Origin of the sequence: Pectobacterium carotovorum (assembly GCA_016415585.1) — a bacterium.
Taxonomy (GTDB): domain Bacteria; phylum Pseudomonadota; class Gammaproteobacteria; order Enterobacterales; family Enterobacteriaceae; genus Pectobacterium; species Pectobacterium carotovorum_K.
Window position 1 is genome coordinate 133,022 of record CP066552.1, and the last position, 20,695, is coordinate 153,716.

A 20,695-nucleotide genomic window follows, 5' to 3' on the forward strand; every position below is an offset into this window, starting at 1 on the left:
GATGCGGGTTTCCCGTATGAATCCGTCCCTATCACTCAGATTTGCCCGATTGTTGACCGCGGGTTGTGGATAGTTGCTGGTTGTTAATAATCGATTGTGTCAGCGCTTAACAACGGCTACGCTGTTTTGAATAGCGCTTTGCTTTCAAGAGGTTGTGCATGACGGATAAGATCGGCTGGATTGATAACCTGCGGGCGCTGGCCTGCATGATGGTCGTTCTGATTCATAGCACAACGTACTATATTACCGCGGGTGGCACGCCGGGCGACGGGCACTGGGATGTAGCAAATATCCTGAACTCTGCCTCGCGCGTCTGCGTTCCGCTGTTTTTCATGATCTCGGGTTACCTATTCTTTGGTGAGCGCAGTGCGGGAAAGAAACATTTCCTGCGTATCGGCTTATGCCTGCTTTTCTACAGTACGGTCGCGCTGATCTATATTGCGACGCTCACGCCAATTAATGGCCTGAATTCATTACATCATGCGCTGCAAAAACCGATCTTTTATCACCTATGGTTTTTCTACGCCATTATCGTGATTTATCTGCTTTCTCCACTTATTACCATCACGCCTGTATCAGGTAAATATTTAGCCGTCTTGATTATCTTGCTGGCCGTTGTCGCCAATCCCAATACGGGGCGGGTGGAATTTGAAGGGTTTAAATTACTGCCCGTGAATCTCTATATTTACGGCGATACGTTTTACTATGTGCTGTATGCCGCGCTGGGGCGCGCGCTGGGCATGCTGGACGTACCAAAGAAAGTCGTGCTAGCCGCTATCCCCTTTTTCATTGCGTGTGTCGCGTTGATTGCGATGGGAACGAAGCACCACACATTATTGAACGATACGTTCACCCAGACATTTTACATCTACTGTGGCCCGCTGGTGTTTCTGGCTGCAGTCAGCCTTCTGGTGGTGTTTAAGCATTACGGTAGCCAGCGGATTTTACCGGGCTTTGCCACCATTTCGCGCCATTCGCTGGCGATTTACGGTTTCCACGCGTTGATCATTCACTATCTGCGTACGCATGACGTGATGCTGCCCACTCATCCGGTTCTCGACATCTTCTCTGTTTTCGCCATCGCGCTGGGGGCCAGCCTGCTGCTTTCGATGGCGCTACAGAAAATCGATGTGCGACGCTGGGTTAGTTGATAGTCCGTCCGGCGTACCGGACAAACGGTTCTACATCAGCGGACTAAGCTGCTGGTAGAGAGCCTTAAATGTACGCCTCCGCTCTGCATAGTCGGCGTGACGCTGGGGGGCCGGTTGATGAACCTGTTCCAGCGGTAGCGGCGGCAGGAGCTCTGCCAGTGGCGTATGCGGATGCATGGCGATTTGCGCCAGACGGGCGGCACCCAGCGCAGGGCCGACATCCCCTCCCGTGCGGTACTCCAGCGTTTGACCGCTGATATCCGCCAGCATTTGCCGCCAGTAGGCGCTACGTGCACCACCGCCAATCAGCGTAATACTATCGGGCTTGAGCCCGGTCATATGCAGCGCGTCCATGCCGTCGGCCAGCGCAAATCCCACGCCTTCCAGTACGGCTTTTGCCAGTTCTGCGCGGCCGTGTTGATGGGTGAGCCCCCAGAATGCGCCTTTGGCATCGGGATTATTGTGCGGTGTGCGCTCGCCGGAAAGATAGGGCAAGAACCACACTGGCGTTATCGTGTCGTCGGCTGGCGTCGAAGCGATTTCCTGCAACAGTGTAGGCACGCTCTCCGCGTGCGTCAGGTGGGCGACCCAGTCGAGGCAGGACGCGGCGCTTAACATCACGGACATCAGGTGCCAGGTATTCGGCAGCGCGTGGCAGAAGCTGTGGACGGCATGTTGCGGATTGCTGAGAAAGCCGTCGCTGACGGCGAAGTAAACGCCGGATGTGCCGAGAGACAGCATCGCCTGACCCGTTTGATACAGCCCGACGCCAATCGCGCCTGCTGCGTTATCTCCACCGCCAGCAATAACGGGGACGGGATCCATACCCCAACGGCTGGCGATGTCAGGTCGCAGATAACCGGTAATCTGGCTGCCTTCATACAGCGTGGGCATGTGCTTGCGGCTCAGCGCACAGGCTTCCAGCAAAGTGTCGCTCCAATCTCGTTTTGCGACATCCAGCCAAAGCGTTCCCGCCGCATCGGACATGTCGCTGGCAAATTCTCCCGTCAGACGCCAGCGGAGATAGTCTTTCGGCAACAGAACCTTGTCGATTTGGCGGAAGATATCGCTTTCGTTTTCCTGCACCCATTTCAGCTTGGGCGCGGTAAATCCCGGCATCATCAGGTTGCCGGTAATCTGACGCGATGTGGGCACCTGCTGTTCCAGCATTCGGCATTGAGCCGCGCTGCGTCCGTCATTCCAGAGAATCGCGGGTCGCAGCACGTTCTGGCGAGCATCCAGCAACGTGGCGCCGTGCATTTGCCCGGTCAGCCCCAGTGCTTTCACTGCGCGAAGATTGTGCGTGGCTGCCAACGCCTGTAGCGCCTTCTCGGTTGCCTGCCACCAGTCTTCAGGCGCCTGTTCCGACCAGAGCGGGTGCGGACGAGAAATGCTCAGCGCAGCGCTATGGCTGGCAACCACCTCGCCAGCTTCATCCAGCAGGATGGCTTTAACACCCGAAGTACCCAGATCAATACCGATATACATAATGGCTCCTGATAAGCCTCTGCGACAGGATTTAGTCTGTCGCAGTAGGTGTGACGTAGTGAGCGTACCGTTTTAGCCAAATAGGTGGCGGTTAACCAGATTTTCCAGCAATTCCTGCTGGCCACTCTGGTGCTGTGGTGCCAGTTGATGGCTTTCCGCATAGCGGGCAAGCGATTCCAGCGATGCGTTACCTTGCAGGATTTGCTGACCCAGTTCCCCGTTCCAGCCCGCATAGCGTTTAGCGACCAACTGATTGAGCTTATCATCCTCAATCATTCTGGCGGCGGCTTTGAGCGCTAGTGCCATCGTATCCATCGCGCCGATATGCGCATGGAAAAGGTCATAGCGATCGGTGCTCTGGCGGCGAACTTTGGCATCAAAGTTCAGGCCACCCGTCGTGAAGCCACCCGCTTTGAGAATTTCGTACATGATCAGCGCGTTCTCTTCCACGCTGTTAGGGAACTGATCGGTGTCCCAGCCGAGCTGCGGATCGCCGCGGTTCGCATCGACAGATCCGAAAATGCCCAGCGCGACAGCGGTGGCGATTTCATGATGGAAGGAATGGCCTGCCAGCGTAGCGTGGTTGGCTTCCACGTTGACTTTAATCTCTTTTTCCAGCCCAAACTGCTTCAGAAAGCCATAAACGGTGGCGACATCGTAATCGTACTGGTGTTTAGTCGGTTCCTGCGGCTTCGGTTCGATGAGCAGCGTGCCCTGAAAACCGATTTTGTGTTTATGCTCGACGACCATCTGCATGAAGCGGCCGATCTGTTCACGCTCCTGACGCAGGTCGGTATTGAGCAGGGTTTCATACCCCTCGCGCCCGCCCCACAGCACATAGTTTTCGCCACCCAGTTTTTGGGTCGCGTTCATGGCAGTGAACACCTGTGTGGCTGCCCAGGCAAAGACGTCTGGGTCAGGACTGGTGGCCGCACCTGCGCCGTAGCGAGGATGGGTAAAGCAGTTCGCGGTGCCCCACAGTAGCTTCACGCCGCTATCCTGCTGCTTTTCCGCCAGCACATCGGTAATGACCGCAAAGTTATGCAGATACTCTTTCAGTGAATTCCCTTCTGGCGCGACATCGACATCATGAAAGCAGTAGTAAGGCACGCTGAGCTTTTGAAAGAATTCGAATGCAATATCCGCTTTGCGCTTTGCCAACTCCAGTGCATCGCCTGACTGCTGCCACGGGCGGGCAAAGGAGCCGACGCCAAACATATCCGCGCCGTTCCAGCAGAACGTGTGCCAATACGCGACGGCAAAACGCAAATGGTCCGCCATACGTTTACCGAGTATTTCCTGATCGGGATTGTAGTGACGAAAGGCAAAGGGGTTGTTGCTTTGGCTACCTTCATAACGGACTTTTTCGATCTGTTCAAAATAGGCTTGCATCGTTAACTCCTTAGAAACCACCCAGACGGAAGAGACGGAAATGTGATTAATTTTCGGAGTGGATGAGTGTTTCCTCAATTACGTTATTTCACACTGAAATTCAGAGAATTATTAAATGTGCGCTGTGTCGCAAAAATAACGGCGTTTTACTCTGAATACGCTTCGCAATAGGTAACAAAATGAAAATGTGACTCGACAATAAAATATGACCCGTATCAAAAAATGGAAATTAAACCAAAAAACATAATTGGAGGATAAAAATCTGTAATTGATGGGGGGATGTTTAGCGACAATACTCATCTGGCTATTGGAGTCTTACCCGTCATACTTCAAGTTACATGTGCGTTGGCAGCGTTCAGTCACCCGAATCACTTACTTGTGTAAGCTCATCGGGATTCCCTCTCTTGCCGCCTTCCTGTAACTCGAATTATTTAGGGTATCGCCCTGCATCTTAAATAAAAAAGGTACGCTATGATGAAAGTTAACCATTTTTTACTCTCAGCTTGTGCCGTATTCACTTTAGCTTGTCAGCCCGGATTCGCGAAGGACGTTAAAATAGGCATGGCGATTGATGACTTGCGTCTTGAACGCTGGCAGAAAGATCGCGATCTTTTTGTTGAGCAAGCCAAAAAGCAGGGCGCTGATGTTTTTGTTCAATCAGCAAACGGCAATGAAGCGACGCAAATTTCTCAAATAGAAAACATGATCAATCGCGGTGTCGATGTATTAGTTATTATTCCTTATAACGGTCAGGTACTTGGTAATGTTATTGCGGAAGCAAAACGTGAGGGAATAAAAGTGCTTGCTTACGATCGCATGATTAATAATGCGGACGTGGATTTTTATATTTCATTTGATAATGAAAAGGTTGGAGAGCTACAGGCGAAATATCTCGTCGATAAGGTGCCTGGCGGGAATTATTTCTTAATGGGTGGCTCACCGGTCGATAATAATGCGAAGCTGTTTCGTCAGGGGCAAATGAAAGTGCTCACGCCGTTGATCGAGAGTGGGAAAATAAAAGTGGTCGGCGATCAGTGGGTTGATGCCTGGCTACCAGAGAACGCGCTGAAAATTATGGAAAATGCGCTAACGGCAAACAGTAATAAGATCGATGCTGTTGTGGCGTCGAATGATGCCACGGCGGGTGGGGCGATTCAGGCGCTTGCCGCACAGGGATTGGCTGGGAAAGTCGCGATTTCCGGTCAGGATGCCGATCTGGCGGCTATCAAACGGATTGTGGCAGGCACACAAACTATGACGGTCTATAAACCGATCAGCAAGCTGGCGAAAGATGCCGCAGATATCGCCGTGGTGCTCGGCTCTGATAAAGCTCCGGAATCTAACGCTAAATTAAACAATGGCTTGAAAGATATACCTTCCTTCTTACTGACTCCGATTCCTGTCGATAAATCCAATATCGATTCCACCGTCATTGCCGATGGCTTCCACAAAAAAGCGGATGTGTATTAACGCACGTCGCAGCCAATAGATTTCAGGATGTAGGAAATTTACCGAGCCACGATATGCCGTTGTGGCTCGCCACTGTCGCTGACGAGGTCTGAGACACCTGAATCACGGGGGCCACGATGCCGCATCTGTTGGAAATGAAAAACATCACCAAGGCGTTTGGCGCGGTGAAAGCCGTAGATAACGTTAGCCTGATGCTGGACGCGGGTCAGGTCTTGTCGCTGTGTGGCGAGAATGGCTCTGGCAAATCCACCTTAATGAAGGTGCTGTGTGGCATTTACCCTCATGGCAGCTATGACGGGCAGATCGTGTTCTCGGGTGACGAGTTACGCGCCAACCATATTCGCGATACGGAGCAAAAAGGCATCGCGATCATTCATCAGGAATTGGCGCTTGTGAAAGAGATGACGGTGCTGGAGAACCTCTTTTTGGGCAACGAGTGGACGCGTTTTGGTGTGATGGATTACGACAATATGTATCTACGCTGCCAGCGCATGCTGGAGCAGGTCAAGCTGGCCGTCGATCCGAATACCAAAGTGGGTGAACTTGGATTAGGTCAGCAGCAACTGGTGGAAATCGCCAAAGCGCTGAACAAGCAGGTGCGTCTGCTGGTGCTGGATGAGCCAACGGCCTCACTGACCGAACGGGAAACCGCTATCCTGCTTGAGATCATTCAGGATCTGCGCGATCACGGTATCGCCTGCATCTATATCTCGCACAAGCTCAACGAAGTTAAAGCCATTTCCGATGTGATTTGCGTGATTCGCGATGGGAAGCCGATTGGCACGCGTCCGGCGGCTGAGCTGAGCGAGGATCAGATCATTGCCATGATGGTGGGGCGAGAGCTGACGGAGCTTTATCCCAATGAACCGCATGTCATTGGTGAAGAAGTATTACGCGTAGAACACCTGACCGCCTGGCATCCCGTCAATCGCCATATTCGCCGGGTGGATGATGTCTCGTTTGCGCTACACCGAGGCGAAATTCTCGGTATCGCCGGGCTGGTTGGGTCGGGGCGTACGGAGACGGTGCAGTGCCTGTTTGGTTCCTACCACGGCCATTGGCAGGGCGACATTTTTATTGATGGTAAGCCAGTGACTATCAGCAACTGCCAACAGGCGATGGCACAGGGCATTGTGATGGTGCCTGAGGATCGTAAGAAGGACGGCATCGTCCCGGTGATGAGCGTGGCGCAGAACATGACGCTGGCGGCACTCGACCAATTCACGGGGGCATTTTCCATGCTGGATGATGCCCGTGAGCAGGACATCATCCGGCAGTCGCTGGCGAACCTGAAAGTGAAAACCTCCAGCCCGGAACTGGCTATTGCCCGGTTAAGCGGCGGTAACCAGCAAAAAGCGGTGCTGGCGAAATGCCTATTGTTGAACCCCCGAATTCTGATTCTCGATGAACCCACGCGCGGCATCGATATCGGTGCCAAATACGAAATCTATAAGCTGATTAATGCGCTGGTAAAACAGCACATTGCCGTCATTGTCATTTCTTCTGAATTGCCCGAAGTGCTGGGGTTGAGCGATCGGGTATTGGTGATGCATCAGGGGCAGATCAAAGCGGATTTGATCAATCGTGATTTAACCCAGGAACAGGTTATGGAAGCTGCATTGAGGAGTGAACATCGTGCTGAAAACATCGCAGTCTGAACAACAACATGTCGCGGGCTCTGCCTCGATGCTGCAACGGTTGAAAAGCATCAATCTTCAGGTCTACGTGATGATTGCCGCCATCATCGCCATCATGCTTTTTTTCACCTACATGACCGACGGGGCGTATCTCAGCGCGCGTAATCTTTCTAACCTGCTGAGGCAAACGGCGATCACTGGCATTCTGGCGGTCGGTATGGTGTTTGTCATTATCTCCGCCGAAATCGATCTGTCGGTTGGTTCGATGATGGGGCTATTGGGCGGTGCGGCGGCTATTTTTGATGTCTGGCTTGGCTGGCCCCTGCCGTTGACCATCGTTGTGACGCTCGCGCTGGGATTATTGCTTGGCGCGTGGAATGGCTGGTGGGTCGCCTACCGGAAAGTCCCTTCGTTTATCGTGACGCTGGCGGGGATGCTGGCTTTTCGCGGCATTCTGATCGGTATCACCAACGGGACCACGGTTTCCCCGACCAGCGAGGCGATGTCGCAGATTGGGCAAAGTTATCTGCCTTCCGGCATCGGTTTTATGTTCGGTGCCATCGGGCTAATGGTGTTTATTGCCTGGCAGTGGCGTCGGCGCAGTAGCCGCGCCCGATTAGGGTTACCGGTAAATCCACCCGCAGGCGATATTGGCCGTCAGACCGTGACGGCACTGGTGGTGCTGGGTGCGATTTATCTGCTGAATGACTATCGCGGTGTGCCAACGCCAGTGCTGGTGCTGACGCTGTTGATGCTGGGCGGTATTTTTCTGGCGACGCGAACCGCATTTGGCCGCCGCATCTATGCCGTGGGGGGGAATATCGATGCCGCTCGCCTATCGGGCGTGAATGTCGAGCGCACCAAAATGGTGGTATTCGCGATTAACGGCCTGATGGTCGCGGTCGCCGGGCTGATTCTCAGTTCACGCTTGGGCGCTGGTTCGCCATCCGCCGGGAATATTGCCGAGCTGGATGCGATTGCCGCCTGCGTGATTGGTGGCACCAGTCTGGCTGGCGGGATTGGCAGCGTAGCGGGTGCGGTGATGGGGGCATTTATCATGGCGTCGCTGGATAACGGGATGAGCATGCTCGATGTGCCGACGTTCTGGCAATACGTCGTAAAAGGCGGAATCCTGCTATTGGCGGTGTGGATGGATACCGCAACAAAGCGGCGTGTATGACGTGATGCAGGGTCTGCGGAGGAAATACGCGGCGGCTCGCAATAATCAGCAAATTATTTTGGCCTCTGGGGGCGCTGTGCTATTCAAGGAAGAAGACTTTATTCAAGGAACTTGCGATTAATGAGCGCCAACTGCCATGTTTGAAAAACGTTATCGCATCACGCTGCTGTTCAACGCCAACAAAGTGTATGACCGTCAGGTGGTTGAAGGCGTTGGCGAGTATTTACAGGCTTCCCAGTGCGACTGGGACATCTTCATTGAAGAGGATTTCCGTTGCCGCATTGATAACATCAAAGAATGGCTGGGTGACGGCGTGATTGCCGATTTTGACGATGGTGAGATTAAACGGCTACTCCAGGATGTGAATGTTCCGCTGGTGGGGGTGGGCGGTTCTTACCATCAGCCCGAGGATTATCCGCCCGTGCATTATATCGCGACAGATAATTATGCGCTGGTGGAAAGCGCGTTTATGCACCTCAAAGAGAAAGGGCTGAACCGCTTTGCTTTCTATGGTTTGCCCGCATCAGGCGGGAAAAGGTGGGCGCAGGAACGGGAGCACGCTTTCCGACAACTGGTTGCGGCAGAAAAATATCAGGGCGTGGTGTATCAGGGAATGGAAACGTCGCCGGATAACTGGCAATACGCGCAAAATCGGCTGGCTGACTGGGTGCAGGGGTTACCGCCTCAGACGGGGATTATCGCGGTGACAGATTCCCGCGCACGCCATCTGCTGCAGGTCTGCGAACACCTGAATATTGCCGTACCGGAAAAGCTGTGCGTCATCGGAATCGATAACGAAGATCTGATTCGCTACCTTTCACGCGTCGCGCTCTCGTCGGTAGCGCAGGGTACGCGCCAAATGGGATATCGCGCAGCGAAACTGCTGCATCAGCTGCTGTTGAATCAGGCTGATGTACCGCTGCAACGTATTTTGGTGCCGCCGCTTCGGGTGGTTGAACGTCGCTCAACGGATTATCGCTCTGTGCACGATCCTGCTGTGATTCAGGCGATGCACTTTATTCGCTATCACGCCTGTAAAGGGATTAAGGTCGAGCAGGTGCTGGATGCGGTAGGGATTTCCCGCTCTAATCTGGAAAAACGCTTCAAAGACGAAGTCGGCCAGACCATTCACGGCATGATTCATGAGGAAAAGCTGGATCGGGCGCGTAACTTGCTGATATCGACTTCGCTCTCGATTGGCGAGATCTCGCTGATGTGCGGCTATCCTTCACTGCCCTATTTTTATGCCGTCTTTAAGAAAGGGTATGACATCACGCCGAAAGAGTACCGCGAGCGTTATGGGGAAGGCTATTAAGGTTATTGATACGGGAAAGGCAGGAAGGCGCGAGGGTGCGCGCCTTATCATTAGGTTGGTGAACGGTTACGCTGGCACGCGCCAGTAATCGTAATCGATGTGCTCAACCTGGAAGTTGGCGTTTTCTTTGTCACCGGTCAGGCGGTTGGCGAGGGTAAAGGCAAAATCGAATGTCACGCCCAAACCTTTGCCGCTGATCAGATTGCCGTCTTCCACGACTTTCTCGTCAACGTAAACGCCATCAGTCACGTCCTGCCATAAATTCCCGGAGCAAACGTAGCGGCGGCCTTTCAGCAGTTTGTTACCACCCAGCACGCGCGCGGCTGCGGAGCACAGCGGGCAAATCAGTTTTCCCGCGTCATCGTGGCGACGGATAAACTCGACGACCATCGGGTTTGCGGCCAGATTTACCGTCCCCTGTGGGCCGCCAGGAATGACCACGGCATCAAACAGCGTGTTCTGGTTTCTTTCCAGCAGAGCATCGGCAAACATGCGAATATTGTGATAACTGTGCAGCTCCAGTCTGTCATAGCATGACAGCATGGTGACTTCTATCTTCATACGGTGCAGAACATCAATCACCATAATCGCTTCTGCTTCTTCAAACCCAGGAGCCAGCAGAACGGCGACTTTCTTAGACATAGCATCTCCAGCAATATGCAAGGGAAGGTGTTAACCGCAAGAGGATAGCAAAGAAATATCGAAAAAATGAAACGATGTTTTATTAATGTCGAGTGGGTCGCGTAAACGATTTTTGCTGCTTAGCCTGAAGAGAAGATAGCGCTATACTTGCTAACTTGGTCGTGAATTGGCCGCGAATTTTTTTGCATGAAAGTATGACTCTTCTCTTCCTGTCCTGCCAAAAAGATGTTTAAATTATCACTCACTTATTTTGCATAAATATGCATTTGTGAGTGTGTCGATGTTGGTCATCGGCCAGCCCGCTTGATGCAGGATGTGCACAGGGTGCGAACACTCACGAATGTATGGCGTAACATAATGGTGTGGGCGACTGAGCTTATATCCAGAGATCTTTCGAGCAGGGATTACATTTATGACAACGATTCTCAAGCATCTTCCGGTTGGTCAGCGTATTGGTATTGCGTTCTCGGGTGGTCTGGATACCAGCGCTGCGCTGCTTTGGATGCGTCAAAAAGGCGCGGTTCCTTATGCGTATACCGCAAATCTGGGGCAGCCAGACGAGGATGACTACGAGGAAATCCCACGTCGGGCGATGGAATACGGCGCCGAAAATGCGCGCCTTATCGATTGCCGTAAGCAATTAGTCGCTGAAGGTATCGCTGCGATTCAATGTGGCGCATTCCACAACACGACAGCGGGCGTAACCTATTTCAACACCACGCCGCTGGGCCGTGCGGTTACCGGTACGATGCTGGTTGCCGCAATGAAAGAAGACGGCGTAAACATCTGGGGCGACGGCAGCACCTATAAAGGTAACGATATTGAGCGCTTCTATCGTTACGGCCTGCTGACCAATGCTGAACTGAAGATTTACAAGCCGTGGCTGGATACCGATTTCATTGATGAGCTGGGTGGCCGTCAGGAGATGTCCGAGTTTATGTCACAGGCAGGGTTCGGCTATAAAATGTCGGCCGAGAAAGCCTATTCTACCGATTCCAATATTCTGGGTGCGACGCATGAAGCGAAGGATCTGGAATTCCTGAATTCCAGCGTCAAAATCGTTAACCCGATTATGGGCGTGAAGTTCTGGGACGAGAACGTCAAAGTACCAGCAGAAGAAGTGACCATCCGTTTTGAACGCGGTCACCCGGTTGCGCTGAACGGCAAGACCTTTACCGATGACGTTGAACTGATGCTGGAAGCGAATCGCATCGGTGGCCGTCACGGTCTGGGCATGAGCGATCAGATTGAAAACCGTATCATTGAGGCGAAAAGCCGCGGCATTTATGAAGCGCCGGGAATGGCACTGTTGCACATTGCTTATGAGCGTCTGGTTACCGGTATCCACAACGAAGACACTATCGAGCAATACCACGCCAATGGCCGTCAGCTGGGTCGTTTCCTGTATCAGGGACGCTGGTTTGATTCCCAGGCGCTGATGCTGCGTGATTCTTCTCAGCGTTGGATCGCCAGCGCCATCACCGGCGAAGTGACGCTGGAGCTGCGTCGTGGCAATGATTACTCCATTATGAACACCGTGTCTGATAATCTGACCTATAAACCAGAACGTCTGACCATGGAGAAAGGTGACTCAGTCTTCTCGCCGGATGACCGTATCGGCCAACTGACCATGCGTAATCTGGATATCACAGATACGCGTGAAAAACTGTTTAACTATGCTGAAACGGGCTTGCTCTCTTCCTCCGCTAGCACGGGTTTGCCGCAGGTAGGCCAACACCAGGATAAAACAGAGAAATAACTCACAGATTGAGTGATATAAAAATCCGGAATCGTTTCGCGTTTCCGGATTTTTTTTATCTGTTTATCATCTGTTTATGTTTGATTCTCTCCCGATGTTTTTTCCTGTATGAACTCTTGCTGACAATGCAGGTTGCATCTGTACAACTGCCGTAGAAAGAGACAAAATACCTATAAATAAGCAACTAGGATAATATCTGAAGGCGAAAGAGCTGCGGGATGGGATGGGGTGTCGTTTTTGGGGTTATGTATTAACTTTTCAATGGAGGAAAAATGTTAGAGATATTTGATGTAAGTCACACCTTGTTGTCAGAAACAAAATCAGAAGAGCTATTTATCCTCAGAAAAGAGACGTTTAAAGATCGACTGAACTGGGCTGTGCAATGTACTGATGGAATGGAGTTTGATCAATATGATAATAATAATACGACTTATCTTTTTGGTATAAAGGATAACACGGTTATTTGTAGTCTGAGATTTATCGAAACAAAATACCCTAACATGATTACTGGAACATTTTTCCCTTATTTCAAGGAGGTAAATATCCCTGAAGGGAATTACCTGGAATCTAGTCGGTTCTTTGTGGATAAATCACGAGCGAAAGATATTCTCGGCAATGAATACCCAATTAGTTCTATGCTGTTTCTTTCAATGATTAATTATTCAAGGGATAAGGGTTATGAGGGAATATATACGATAGTGAGTCATCCTATGCTGACAATATTAAAACGTTCTGGCTGGGGAATTAGTGTGGTCGAGCAAGGCTTATCAGAAAAGCAGGAGAGAGTGTATTTAGTTTTCCTTCCCGTTGATGATGAAAATCAGGAAGCGTTGGCTCGTCGTATTAATCGCAGTGGTACATTCATGAGCAATGAATTGAAGCAGTGGCCTCTACGGGTACCAGCCGCTATTGCACAGGCTTAATGAGCTGCAACTCAACGCCGAGCCTTATGGCATGCTTGGCATTCAGAACACCAAGTTTTTTTACAACGTTGCCGATATGAAATTTTACCGTGCTGGTTTTGATACCGAGGATAATGGCAACTTCCAGATAGGTTTTACCCATACTGGCCCAGTAAAGAATTTCATTTTCTCGTTGAGAGAATATATCTTTATTGTTTGATTGTTTTTTACTTTCAATCATCTCTCTGCAAAGAGAGATGATTTTTTCATATGCATCGATTAATAGCATCTGAAAGGTGTCTTTCCTCTCTTCGATAAATGTTTCGACATCGTCTGGATATGAGCTATCCACAATAATAGATAGCATGGCGAGATTATCGCCATGATCGTGAAGTACGAAGGTATATCCATTGATAACATTGTATTTCTTAGAGAGGTCAAATATCTTGGCAAGCTGTAATTGCGTATTAATAACCAGACTTTTCTCCCAGGAAAAGGGAGATATTTTATTAAATGAAGCAAGAACCACAGGATCAATGTGCTGGTATTTGTTTTTTTTATAGAGATCTACCCATTCATCAGGATAACTGGAAATGATAATCATTTGAGACGGATTCTTTTTATTGAGAACCATAAATGAGAATTTTACGCCGTTGTAGTGATCCAAGTTTTTATTGAAGTGTTTTTTAATTACCCTGCTTATTATTTCACTATCGGTAAATAATGGCGACATCTCATGACCTCAGTCTGAAGAATCAACATCCCTGTAATGGAAAAGTATATACCTACACCTGTACCTAAGTCTAATTGTTATGTGTGAGTGAGAAAACATACAATAGTACAACAAAGCTTAATGTGAAAAGCAAAAAAATAAACACCGCTCAGGATAAGCGTGATGGTTGGCTAACATCAGGGAATGCTAATTAATCAAGATTTATCAATAGTATAGTAAAATAATTTTTTCCTCTCTAATGGCCTGTGTCATTTTACAGGCTCATGGGTATCGGTTACATCAGTTGTATCAGAGTGGTTTTTTCGCTAGCCGTATTCGCTTGTTTATTATGTTGTCCTGCGCAGCATCTCATACCTCATAGATATTGTTGTATTCCCATAGTCGGTTGAAATGCACATCATCCAGATTGCGGCCTGAATCCACATTACCCGTAAAGGCGCGCGCGGTAGTGGCGGCGGCTCCCCACGGTTGCTCTTTGTCATAGCTGGCGTCAATCGTGCTGTCGCGAATCACTAACTGACCGTTTGCTGTCTGCCCTCGCTGGTATCCCGTTTTTCTTGCCCCCTGATCCCAGGCGCGCCCTAATTTGGCCTTTCTTTCTCCGCTGAAGCCTTCGTCACCTGTAAAACGGCAATTTACTGCCAGAAAACCGTATTGCACCCACGGCATGCTATCGGGCGCAAAGACATGAATATCTTTTGCCTCACGGCTGGAAACCGTATGAAAGTGGACATGCTCGAATACGGCGGTCGCACGTCCAAAAACGTAATCGACATCACCCTCAATGTAACAGTCTTTAATGTAGGCGCGGCTATAGCGATCCGTGACGTACTCATTGCGGAGGTTGCTGGTATTGACGAAAAACGTATCCTGACGACCGATGAGATGAACCTTTTCAAGCTGTATCTTGTCGCCGTCGGTGCGCAGCGCGACGGCCTGATGCGCACGACCATCCACTGAATCCAGCAAGGTATTCATTACCGTCAGGTTTTTCATCTGGAAATTGTCGCTTTGCGACCAGACCACGGCGGCACAAATGGTATCAATCGTCGCGTTCTGCTTTGACGCACAGAGGTCGTACAGGTACCAGGCAGGGTCTCCGGGCTGGTATTCGCCGTGTGAGTTCACTGTTTCCCGGTAGGTTGCTGGTGAAAACATCGAATCAAGCGCGAGTTGAATCACTACGTCATCCGGTTGTTCTCCCGCCCCACATAGCGTGAGCGGTGGCGCATCGGCGGGGATGTAGACCGTGCCGGTATAGGTGCCCGGCAGCAATGTAATCTCAATGTGCGCCCGATCCTGCTGCGCCCGCAGCGCGGCGTTCACCGCCTGTTGAATATGGGTATGTGTTGCACCATCCACCCCCACCTGTGGCCCAACAACCCACGGCGTCGCCGGATCGACCTCAATTGGTGCGGGCAGCCAGATATCAGCCTCCGTCTGGCCATCGTTCCCACGCAGCGTGAAATAGTGCGGGAGCGTGAAACGTTCTGCTTCTTGCGCGGAGAGAATAGGGCGATAAACGGTGCCGGGGTACGTCGTTTTTGTCATCGTGTTATCCTAATAAAGAAGTTAATTCCCCTGATACCACGTCCAGATTTTGACCAACAGTGCCGCTGACACACTCCAACACACGACCGCCGCGAGCAGTGCCTGTGGCAATTTCATCCACGCGGTAAAGTAATAAAGTGAAATGAGATAAACCAGATAAGGAATAACAGACCAGATGCCAAAAAGGATGGTGGCGCGCAGCGCTTCCAGTCCGCGTTCGGTGCCAACGATGTAATGTGCGATCAGCGCGAACGTGGGAAATAGCGGTACGAGTCCGGCAATATAATAGTTTCGGCTTTTCGCCAGTACGCTGATGAGCAATACGATCAGCGCACCAATAACCGATTTGATAAACAATGACATAAGTATAACTTCTGGCTTAATTCAGCATCGCGGATGAACAGAGAATAGCGAAAAAGTGTCAGGATAGAATAGTGCGATCGCACAGCTTAAGATTTCAATTCGTGGTGATTTCGTTATTCTTAGCAGCAGAATGAATACCGTACGTGATACCCGCCATACTTCGAGCTGCTTGTGTGTTGGCCGCGTTATTCGGCCTTACGGCCTCACTCCTTCGGAGTCAGCATAAACGCTGTTCAAAAACGCCTTGGCGTTTTTGTCACGCAACTCGAATTATTTAGGGTATATGGCACCGTAGGTGCAGGTAAAACGATAATAAATCTGAAAAGGATGGATGTTGAAGACGCAAAGCTATGCATTTACTCAGGGATTGATTCCGCTCAAGATTATTTCTACCGGCTGCGCGCTCCCCGCACAGCGGGTGACCTCGGCTGAATTGGATGTGCGGCTCAATAAACCTGCTGGTTATGTCGAAAGCCGTTCAGGCATTATCTATCGCTACCATGCGGATAATCATGCTAGTCAGGCCGAGCTCGGTGTGGCGGCATTAAATGACGCGCTGGCGCGGGGAGTTATTCCGCCTGCGTCAATCGATCTGCTGCTGTTTGCTTCTGCCATTCCGATTCAGGCGCTGCCTTATAGCGCCAGCCATTTATTAAAAGTGTCGTCTCTGCCAAAAGGGACGGCCTGTTTTGATATTAACAGCAGCTGCGTCAGCTTTATTTCCGCGCTTCAGGTGGCAGCTGGTTTGCTGAATACTGGCGCTTATCGGCGCATTGCCATTGTCTCTACCGAACTGGCCTCACGCGGCATTGACTGGGATGACGAAGAGTCGTCGCTGATTTTTGGCGATGGTGCCGCGTGCGCCATTGTTGAACGCGGCGATGGGCGCAGCGGTATTACGGCGTGTTTGCTGGAAACTTATCCGAAGGGCAACGAACTGTGCCAAATCCGCGCAGGCGGCACCTTGCGCAACCCGCGTGCGGGGATGGAACTACATGATTTTCTGTTCCATATGCAGGGAAAACGGCTATTCAGGCAGGCTTCTGCCTTGATTGAGGGCTATCTGCAACGTCTGCTGGATGCCAGCGGCTACTCACTGGATCAGATGGCGGCGGTGGTTCCGCATCAGGCCAGCCACCTGTCGCTGGAACATATGCGCAAGCGGCTGGCGATTCCGACGGAAAGGCTGATTGATATTTACCGCTATCATGGCAATCAGGTGGCGGCCTCGATTCCGACGGCGCTGCACCATGCCATCGTGACGCAACGCCTGCCTGAAGGTGAACCCGCGATGCTGGTCGGTACGGCCGCCGGGTTGACGCTGGGCGGGATGGTACTGATCCCATGAGAGTCTTCGTCACGGGTGCAACCAGCGGGTTGGGGCGTAACGCGGTGGAATGGCTGCTCCAGGCTGGGCATCAGGTGCTGGCTTGCGGGCGCGATCGCACGGTGGGGCAACAGCTTGAAGCGCAGGGTGCGCAGTTCGCCCGCATTGATTTGGTGGAAACGTCGGTAGAGCAGTTTCGAACGCTGATGGCGGGCTGTGATGTGGTCTGGCACTGTGCCGCAAAATCATCACCGTGGGGTCAATATAATGATTTTTATCAGAATAATACCGAGGTAACGGCGCGACTGGCTGAAGCCGCGGGTCAGTTGGGCATCCCGCGTTTTGTGCACATCTCCACGCCTGCGATTTACTTTGATTATCAGCACCACCTGAATATTAATGAAAGCTACCGCGCGGTGCGTTTTGCCAATCACTATGCACAGACCAAATTTCTGGCGGAAGAACGGCTTCAGGCGCTGACGTCACGCTACCCGCAAACCACCTATGTCATCCTGCGTCCGCGTGGCCTGTTTGGCCCACATGACCGTGTGATTCTGCCGCGTGTTCTGGAGCAGATCGCGGTGGGCGGCGGCGTGCTGCGTCTCCCGCGAGGTGGTGAAGCGCTGCTGGATCTGACGTTTGTCGGCAACGTGGTAGAGGCGATGGCGCTTGCCAGCCAGCGCACGGGATTGGTTTCAGGTTCGGCATACAACATTACCAATCGTGAGCCCGCACGCCTTGCAGACATGCTTCAGCAACTGCTGGTCAGTCAGTTGGGCATGAATTATCGCGTTAAGGCGGTGCCGTATCCGTTACTGCACGCGGTGGCCGGTGGTATGGAGCTGTTCTCGTGGTTTAGCCGAAAAGAGCCTCTGCTGACGCGCTACAGCGCGGGAGCGGTGAATTTTGATATGACGCTCAGCGCGGAGAAAGCGCAGCAAGAGCTGGGCTATCAGCCGCGTTTTTCCCTCCAGCAGGGTATCGAGTTAACCGGTAGCTGGTTCAAAACACACCTTGCGCAGCGGAGCACTGACGGACATGGCTAATATTTCGACGTTTGAAGTAGGATACTGCCTGCATCCGGGTTGTATGGCGCTGCGTGGTGCGGGATGGAAAGTGTGCCGTTTTCCGGCGCGGGTCTGGATGCTGGAAAGTCAGGGTAAGCGCTGGCTGTGGGATACCGGCTATGCTCAGCATTTTACCGATGCCACGCGTTCCGGCCTGTTCCAACTGTACCGTAGAATGACGCCAGTGCATTTCGAAACGAAAAATGCGCTGATTCACCAGCTACATGCGCAGGGCATTCAGCCTGCCGATATCGACGGCCTGATCATCTCCCATTTTCACGGCGACCATATCGCGGGGCTGCGGGACTTCCCCTCCGTGCCGTTTATTTGTTCGGCGCTGGGCTGGCAGCAGACGCGGAACCTGCGCGGTTTCGCCGCGTTGAAGCGGGCATTTGTGCCTGCGTTGATTCCTGAACATTTCGAGCAAGCGCTCCAGTTTGTTGAGAGCTTCCCGCTCACCGATCTGCCTGCGGAGTTGGCACCGTTTACGCAAGGCTATGCGTTGCCCGGTAGCGACAAAGAGATCGTGCTGGTGCCGTTGCCCGGCCATGCCGCCGGACACCTTGGCGCGTTTGTGCTGACCGAAAACGGCTGGGTGCTGCTAGCAAGTGATGCCGCCTGGTCGCCGCACAGCTATCGTGAAGGTCGTGGGCCGTCGCGGTTGGCGAATCTGGTGATGGACGATCCAAAAGCCTATTACCACACGCTGGACCAACTGCATCAGTTACACCTGAACGGACAGGTCGAGATTCGTCTGTGCCACGAGGGTGACCTATGATTCCGCTGATGACGATCTGGCACTATTTCCGCGCCAAACGCCTGAGTTTTACTACCCGTCAGGCGCTTGAACGCCATCAGCAGAATCAGCTCGCCCGCTTCGCGCGACGGGTGCTGGCGCGTAGTCCCTATTTTCGTCCTTACTGCCAGCTTCCTATAATGTCGTGGCCGACGATGGATAAAGCCGTAATGATGGCTGAATTCGATCGCATGAACACCGCTGGGCTTAAGAAAGATGACCTGCTTGCCTGCGCGCGCCGCAGCGAAGTGGATCGCGACTTCACGCCGAATGTGAACGGGTTTAGCGTCGGGCTGTCGTCCGGTACGTCTGGCCAGCGCGGTCTGTTTGTTGTCAGCCCGCGCGAACAGCAGATTTGGGCTGGAGGCATGCTGGCGAAAATGCTGCCGGACGGTTTACGCGCCGGTGAACGGGTGGCGCTGTTTCTGCGGGCGGATAACAACCTGTATCACAGCGTCGATAACCGCTGGCTCAGCCTGTCGTTTTACGATCTCTTCGCGCCATTTCCCAGCCATTTTTCGCGGCTGGAAGCGTGGTCACCGTCGATTATCGTTGCCCCCGCACAGGTGCTGCGCGAGCTGGCGTTGGCGGTACAGCGTGGTGAACTGCGCCTGTCGGTCAAAAAGGTGATTTCCGTGGCTGAGGTACTGGAGCCACAGGATAAGCAACTGTTGCAGCAGGTCTTCGGGCAAGTAGGGGAAGTGTATCAGGCAACGGAAGGCTTTCTGGCATCGACCTGTGAACATGGCACGCTGCATCTTAACGAAGAATTTATTCACATTGAGCCGCAGTGGCTGGATGACGAACGCTTTACGCCCATCATTACCGATTTCACCCGCAGCACGCAGCCGATTGTGCGCTATCGGCTGGATGATGTGCTGGTCAAACAGCGGGATCCCTGTGCGTGTGGCCGCGTGACGATGGCAATAGCCCGTATTGAAGGGCGCAGCGATGACAGCCTGAGGTTGCCGAACCGCAGCGGTGAAACTCAGACCGTGTTTGCCGATCTCTGTAGCAGAGTGATTGCTAACGCGCTGCCGCTGCATGCCGACTATCGGCTGGTGCAGCAGGGCGACGCGACGCTGCATTTATCTGCCGCGTGTAGCCTGCCGGAGCTGGAAGCCTGTCGGGACAGTCTGGTGCAGCAGTTTGCGTTGCAGGGCATTGATGCGTCGCGCCTGCGGTGGCATCTCACCGCCGGGGAGATCGCGCCGGAATTTACGCAAAAGCGCAGACGGATTACTCACCTGAAGGGGGAAGCATGATGCGATTTCCTCAACACACGCTGCTATTGCGGCTGAAAGCGCTGCTCTTCGGCTGGGGAACGGTCGGCGTGGTGTATCAACTGAGTGCGCAGTTTCAGGGGCAGGGAACAGTGCTGCCGACGTCGCTGGTTGATGAGTGGATTCCCTTTAGCGCTTCGGCTATCTGGCTGTATCTCTCCTTTTTCATCATTGTGCCGCTGTCCTATTTATCCTGCCCAATATCGCGTCTGGCAGGGTTACGTCGTGCAACGCAGCTCACCGCCTTGATTGCGGGCGCGGTGTACCTGATTTTTCCGACCACGATGGTGTATCCGCTGGTCGTCGGGGACGATTTTTCCACGCGTGTGCTACAGCTTTTGCTGCTTATCGACTCGCCACAGAATTGCCTGCCGTCGCTGCATATTGCGCTAACGGTGCTGGCGGTGTGGGCGATGAGCGATGGCCAGCAGAAAGTGAGGACCGGCTTGTATCTTCTGTGGGGAGCGGCGATAGCCTTTTCCATCCTGCAACTGCGCCGCCACCTGTTCATCGATCTGGTGACTGGCGCGATACTTGCGGTAATCGCCGGATGGATCTTTCTGTGCAACCGAGAGACAGTGATAGCCTTACGCCCATCGGTTCCGTTACCCAACGATAAGCGCCATCAGGAATGACATC

At 52.3% G+C, this 20,695-nt stretch carries 18 protein-coding genes; 12 read left to right on the plus strand and 6 right to left on the minus strand.

Going from position 1 to position 20,695, the window contains the following annotated elements; genetic code table 11:
* The first annotated feature begins 158 nt into the window (after positions 1-158).
* Positions 159-1,151 carry an acyltransferase gene (locus JFY74_00580; protein ID QQG28612.1) on the plus strand — a complete coding sequence of 331 codons (993 nt, stop codon included), beginning with the start codon at positions 159-161 and terminating at the stop codon, positions 1,149-1,151.
* Positions 1,152-1,181: 30 nt separating this feature from the next.
* On the opposite strand, the gene xylB is transcribed toward JFY74_00580, so the two are convergent.
* Positions 1,182-2,639: a xylulokinase gene (gene xylB / locus JFY74_00585; GenBank protein QQG28613.1), complete on the minus strand. Its 1,458-nt coding sequence runs from the start codon at positions 2,637-2,639 to the stop codon at positions 1,182-1,184.
* Positions 2,640-2,711: 72 nt separating this feature from the next.
* Positions 2,712-4,031, minus strand: a complete 1,320-nt coding sequence (gene xylA / locus JFY74_00590; GenBank protein ID QQG28614.1) for a xylose isomerase — start codon at positions 4,029-4,031, stop codon at positions 2,712-2,714.
* Between the two features lie 474 nt (positions 4,032-4,505).
* Here xylA and xylF point away from each other — a divergent pair, with 474 nt between their 5' ends.
* The 4 genes from xylF (at position 4,506) to JFY74_00610 (ending at position 9,633) form a co-directional block, all read left to right on the plus strand.
* A complete protein-coding gene (xylF, locus tag JFY74_00595) occupies positions 4,506-5,501 on the plus strand; it encodes a D-xylose ABC transporter substrate-binding protein (GenBank protein QQG30413.1) in 996 nt (331 codons plus the stop codon).
* Positions 5,502-5,617: 116 nt separating this feature from the next.
* Entirely contained in the window at positions 5,618-7,159 is a 1,542-nt protein-coding gene (locus JFY74_00600; protein ID QQG28615.1) for a xylose ABC transporter ATP-binding protein, read from the plus strand.
* Positions 7,137-8,318: a sugar ABC transporter permease gene (locus JFY74_00605; protein ID QQG28616.1), complete on the plus strand. Its 1,182-nt coding sequence runs from the start codon at positions 7,137-7,139 to the stop codon at positions 8,316-8,318. Before JFY74_00600 ends, JFY74_00605 begins: the two co-directional genes overlap by 23 nt.
* A 136-nt stretch (positions 8,319-8,454) precedes the next feature.
* Positions 8,455-9,633: a XylR family transcriptional regulator gene (locus tag JFY74_00610; protein QQG28617.1), complete on the plus strand. Its 1,179-nt coding sequence runs from the start codon at positions 8,455-8,457 to the stop codon at positions 9,631-9,633.
* Positions 9,634-9,699: 66 nt separating this feature from the next.
* On the opposite strand, the gene JFY74_00615 is transcribed toward JFY74_00610, so the two are convergent.
* Positions 9,700-10,275 carry a DJ-1/PfpI family protein gene (locus JFY74_00615; protein ID QQG28618.1) on the minus strand — a complete coding sequence of 192 codons (576 nt, stop codon included), beginning with the start codon at positions 10,273-10,275 and terminating at the stop codon, positions 9,700-9,702.
* Positions 10,276-10,687: 412 nt separating this feature from the next.
* On the opposite strand from JFY74_00615, the gene argG reads away from it, so the two are divergent.
* Both argG and JFY74_00625 read left to right on the plus strand, forming a co-directional pair.
* Entirely contained in the window at positions 10,688-12,034 is a 1,347-nt protein-coding gene (gene argG / locus JFY74_00620) for an argininosuccinate synthase (GenBank protein ID QQG28619.1), read from the plus strand.
* 272 nt (positions 12,035-12,306) lie between these two features.
* Positions 12,307-12,957 (plus strand): acyl-homoserine-lactone synthase, encoded by a 651-nt coding sequence (locus JFY74_00625; protein ID QQG28620.1) that lies wholly within the window; start codon positions 12,307-12,309, stop codon positions 12,955-12,957.
* On the opposite strand, the gene JFY74_00630 is transcribed toward JFY74_00625, so the two are convergent.
* From JFY74_00630 to JFY74_00640, 3 genes are all read right to left on the minus strand, one after another.
* Entirely contained in the window at positions 12,941-13,669 is a 729-nt protein-coding gene (locus tag JFY74_00630) for a LuxR family transcriptional regulator (GenBank protein QQG28621.1), read from the minus strand. The genes JFY74_00625 and JFY74_00630 overlap by 17 nt on opposite strands.
* Before the next feature lie 348 nt (positions 13,670-14,017).
* Entirely contained in the window at positions 14,018-15,220 is a 1,203-nt protein-coding gene (locus JFY74_00635) for a putative acyl-CoA thioester hydrolase (GenBank protein QQG28622.1), read from the minus strand.
* 21 nt (positions 15,221-15,241) lie between these two features.
* Positions 15,242-15,583 (minus strand): GlpM family protein, encoded by a 342-nt coding sequence (locus JFY74_00640; GenBank protein ID QQG28623.1) that lies wholly within the window; start codon positions 15,581-15,583, stop codon positions 15,242-15,244.
* 331 nt (positions 15,584-15,914) lie between these two features.
* Here JFY74_00640 and JFY74_00645 point away from each other — a divergent pair, with 331 nt between their 5' ends.
* From JFY74_00645 to JFY74_00665, 5 genes are read left to right on the plus strand one after another with little or no spacing between them, the layout of a single operon-like run.
* A complete protein-coding gene (locus JFY74_00645) occupies positions 15,915-16,931 on the plus strand; it encodes a ketoacyl-ACP synthase III (protein ID QQG28624.1) in 1,017 nt (338 codons plus the stop codon).
* Complete coding sequence (locus JFY74_00650; protein ID QQG28625.1) at positions 16,928-17,956, plus strand: NAD(P)-dependent oxidoreductase; 1,029 nt, start codon at positions 16,928-16,930, stop codon at positions 17,954-17,956. The genes JFY74_00645 and JFY74_00650 overlap by 4 nt, the downstream gene beginning before the upstream one ends.
* A complete protein-coding gene (locus JFY74_00655; protein ID QQG28626.1) occupies positions 17,949-18,755 on the plus strand; it encodes an MBL fold metallo-hydrolase in 807 nt (268 codons plus the stop codon). The genes JFY74_00650 and JFY74_00655 overlap by 8 nt, the downstream gene beginning before the upstream one ends.
* Positions 18,752-20,038 carry a CoF synthetase gene (locus JFY74_00660; protein ID QQG28627.1) on the plus strand — a complete coding sequence of 429 codons (1,287 nt, stop codon included), beginning with the start codon at positions 18,752-18,754 and terminating at the stop codon, positions 20,036-20,038. Before JFY74_00655 ends, JFY74_00660 begins: the two co-directional genes overlap by 4 nt.
* The gene (locus JFY74_00665) at positions 20,038-20,691 is read left to right on the plus strand and encodes an inositol phosphorylceramide synthase (GenBank protein ID QQG30414.1); all 654 of its coding nucleotides are present in this window, start codon (positions 20,038-20,040) and stop codon (positions 20,689-20,691) included. Before JFY74_00660 ends, JFY74_00665 begins: the two co-directional genes overlap by 1 nt.
* Positions 20,692-20,695 lie beyond the last annotated feature (4 nt).

Bases quoted from the DNA above. Each gene is read 5' to 3' on its own strand.
- JFY74_00580 (QQG28612.1), top strand. From the start codon at position 159: ATGACGGATAAGATCGGCTGGATTGATAACCTGCGGGCGCTGGCCTGC.
- xylB (QQG28613.1), bottom strand. From the start codon at position 2,639: ATGTATATCGGTATTGATCTGGGTACTTCGGGTGTTAAAGCCATCCTG.
- xylA (QQG28614.1), bottom strand. From the start codon at position 4,031: ATGCAAGCCTATTTTGAACAGATCGAAAAAGTCCGTTATGAAGGTAGC.
- xylF (QQG30413.1), top strand. From the start codon at position 4,506: ATGAAAGTTAACCATTTTTTACTCTCAGCTTGTGCCGTATTCACTTTA.
- JFY74_00600 (QQG28615.1), top strand. From the start codon at position 5,618: ATGCCGCATCTGTTGGAAATGAAAAACATCACCAAGGCGTTTGGCGCG.
- JFY74_00610 (QQG28617.1), top strand. From the start codon at position 8,455: ATGTTTGAAAAACGTTATCGCATCACGCTGCTGTTCAACGCCAACAAA.
- JFY74_00615 (QQG28618.1), bottom strand. From the start codon at position 10,275: ATGTCTAAGAAAGTCGCCGTTCTGCTGGCTCCTGGGTTTGAAGAAGCA.
- argG (QQG28619.1), top strand. From the start codon at position 10,688: ATGACAACGATTCTCAAGCATCTTCCGGTTGGTCAGCGTATTGGTATT.
- JFY74_00625 (QQG28620.1), top strand. From the start codon at position 12,307: ATGTTAGAGATATTTGATGTAAGTCACACCTTGTTGTCAGAAACAAAA.
- JFY74_00630 (QQG28621.1), bottom strand. From the start codon at position 13,669: ATGTCGCCATTATTTACCGATAGTGAAATAATAAGCAGGGTAATTAAA.
- JFY74_00635 (QQG28622.1), bottom strand. From the start codon at position 15,220: ATGACAAAAACGACGTACCCCGGCACCGTTTATCGCCCTATTCTCTCC.
- JFY74_00640 (QQG28623.1), bottom strand. From the start codon at position 15,583: ATGTCATTGTTTATCAAATCGGTTATTGGTGCGCTGATCGTATTGCTC.
- JFY74_00645 (QQG28624.1), top strand. From the start codon at position 15,915: ATGTTGAAGACGCAAAGCTATGCATTTACTCAGGGATTGATTCCGCTC.
- JFY74_00650 (QQG28625.1), top strand. From the start codon at position 16,928: ATGAGAGTCTTCGTCACGGGTGCAACCAGCGGGTTGGGGCGTAACGCG.
- JFY74_00655 (QQG28626.1), top strand. From the start codon at position 17,949: ATGGCTAATATTTCGACGTTTGAAGTAGGATACTGCCTGCATCCGGGT.
- JFY74_00660 (QQG28627.1), top strand. From the start codon at position 18,752: ATGATTCCGCTGATGACGATCTGGCACTATTTCCGCGCCAAACGCCTG.
- JFY74_00665 (QQG30414.1), top strand. From the start codon at position 20,038: ATGCGATTTCCTCAACACACGCTGCTATTGCGGCTGAAAGCGCTGCTC.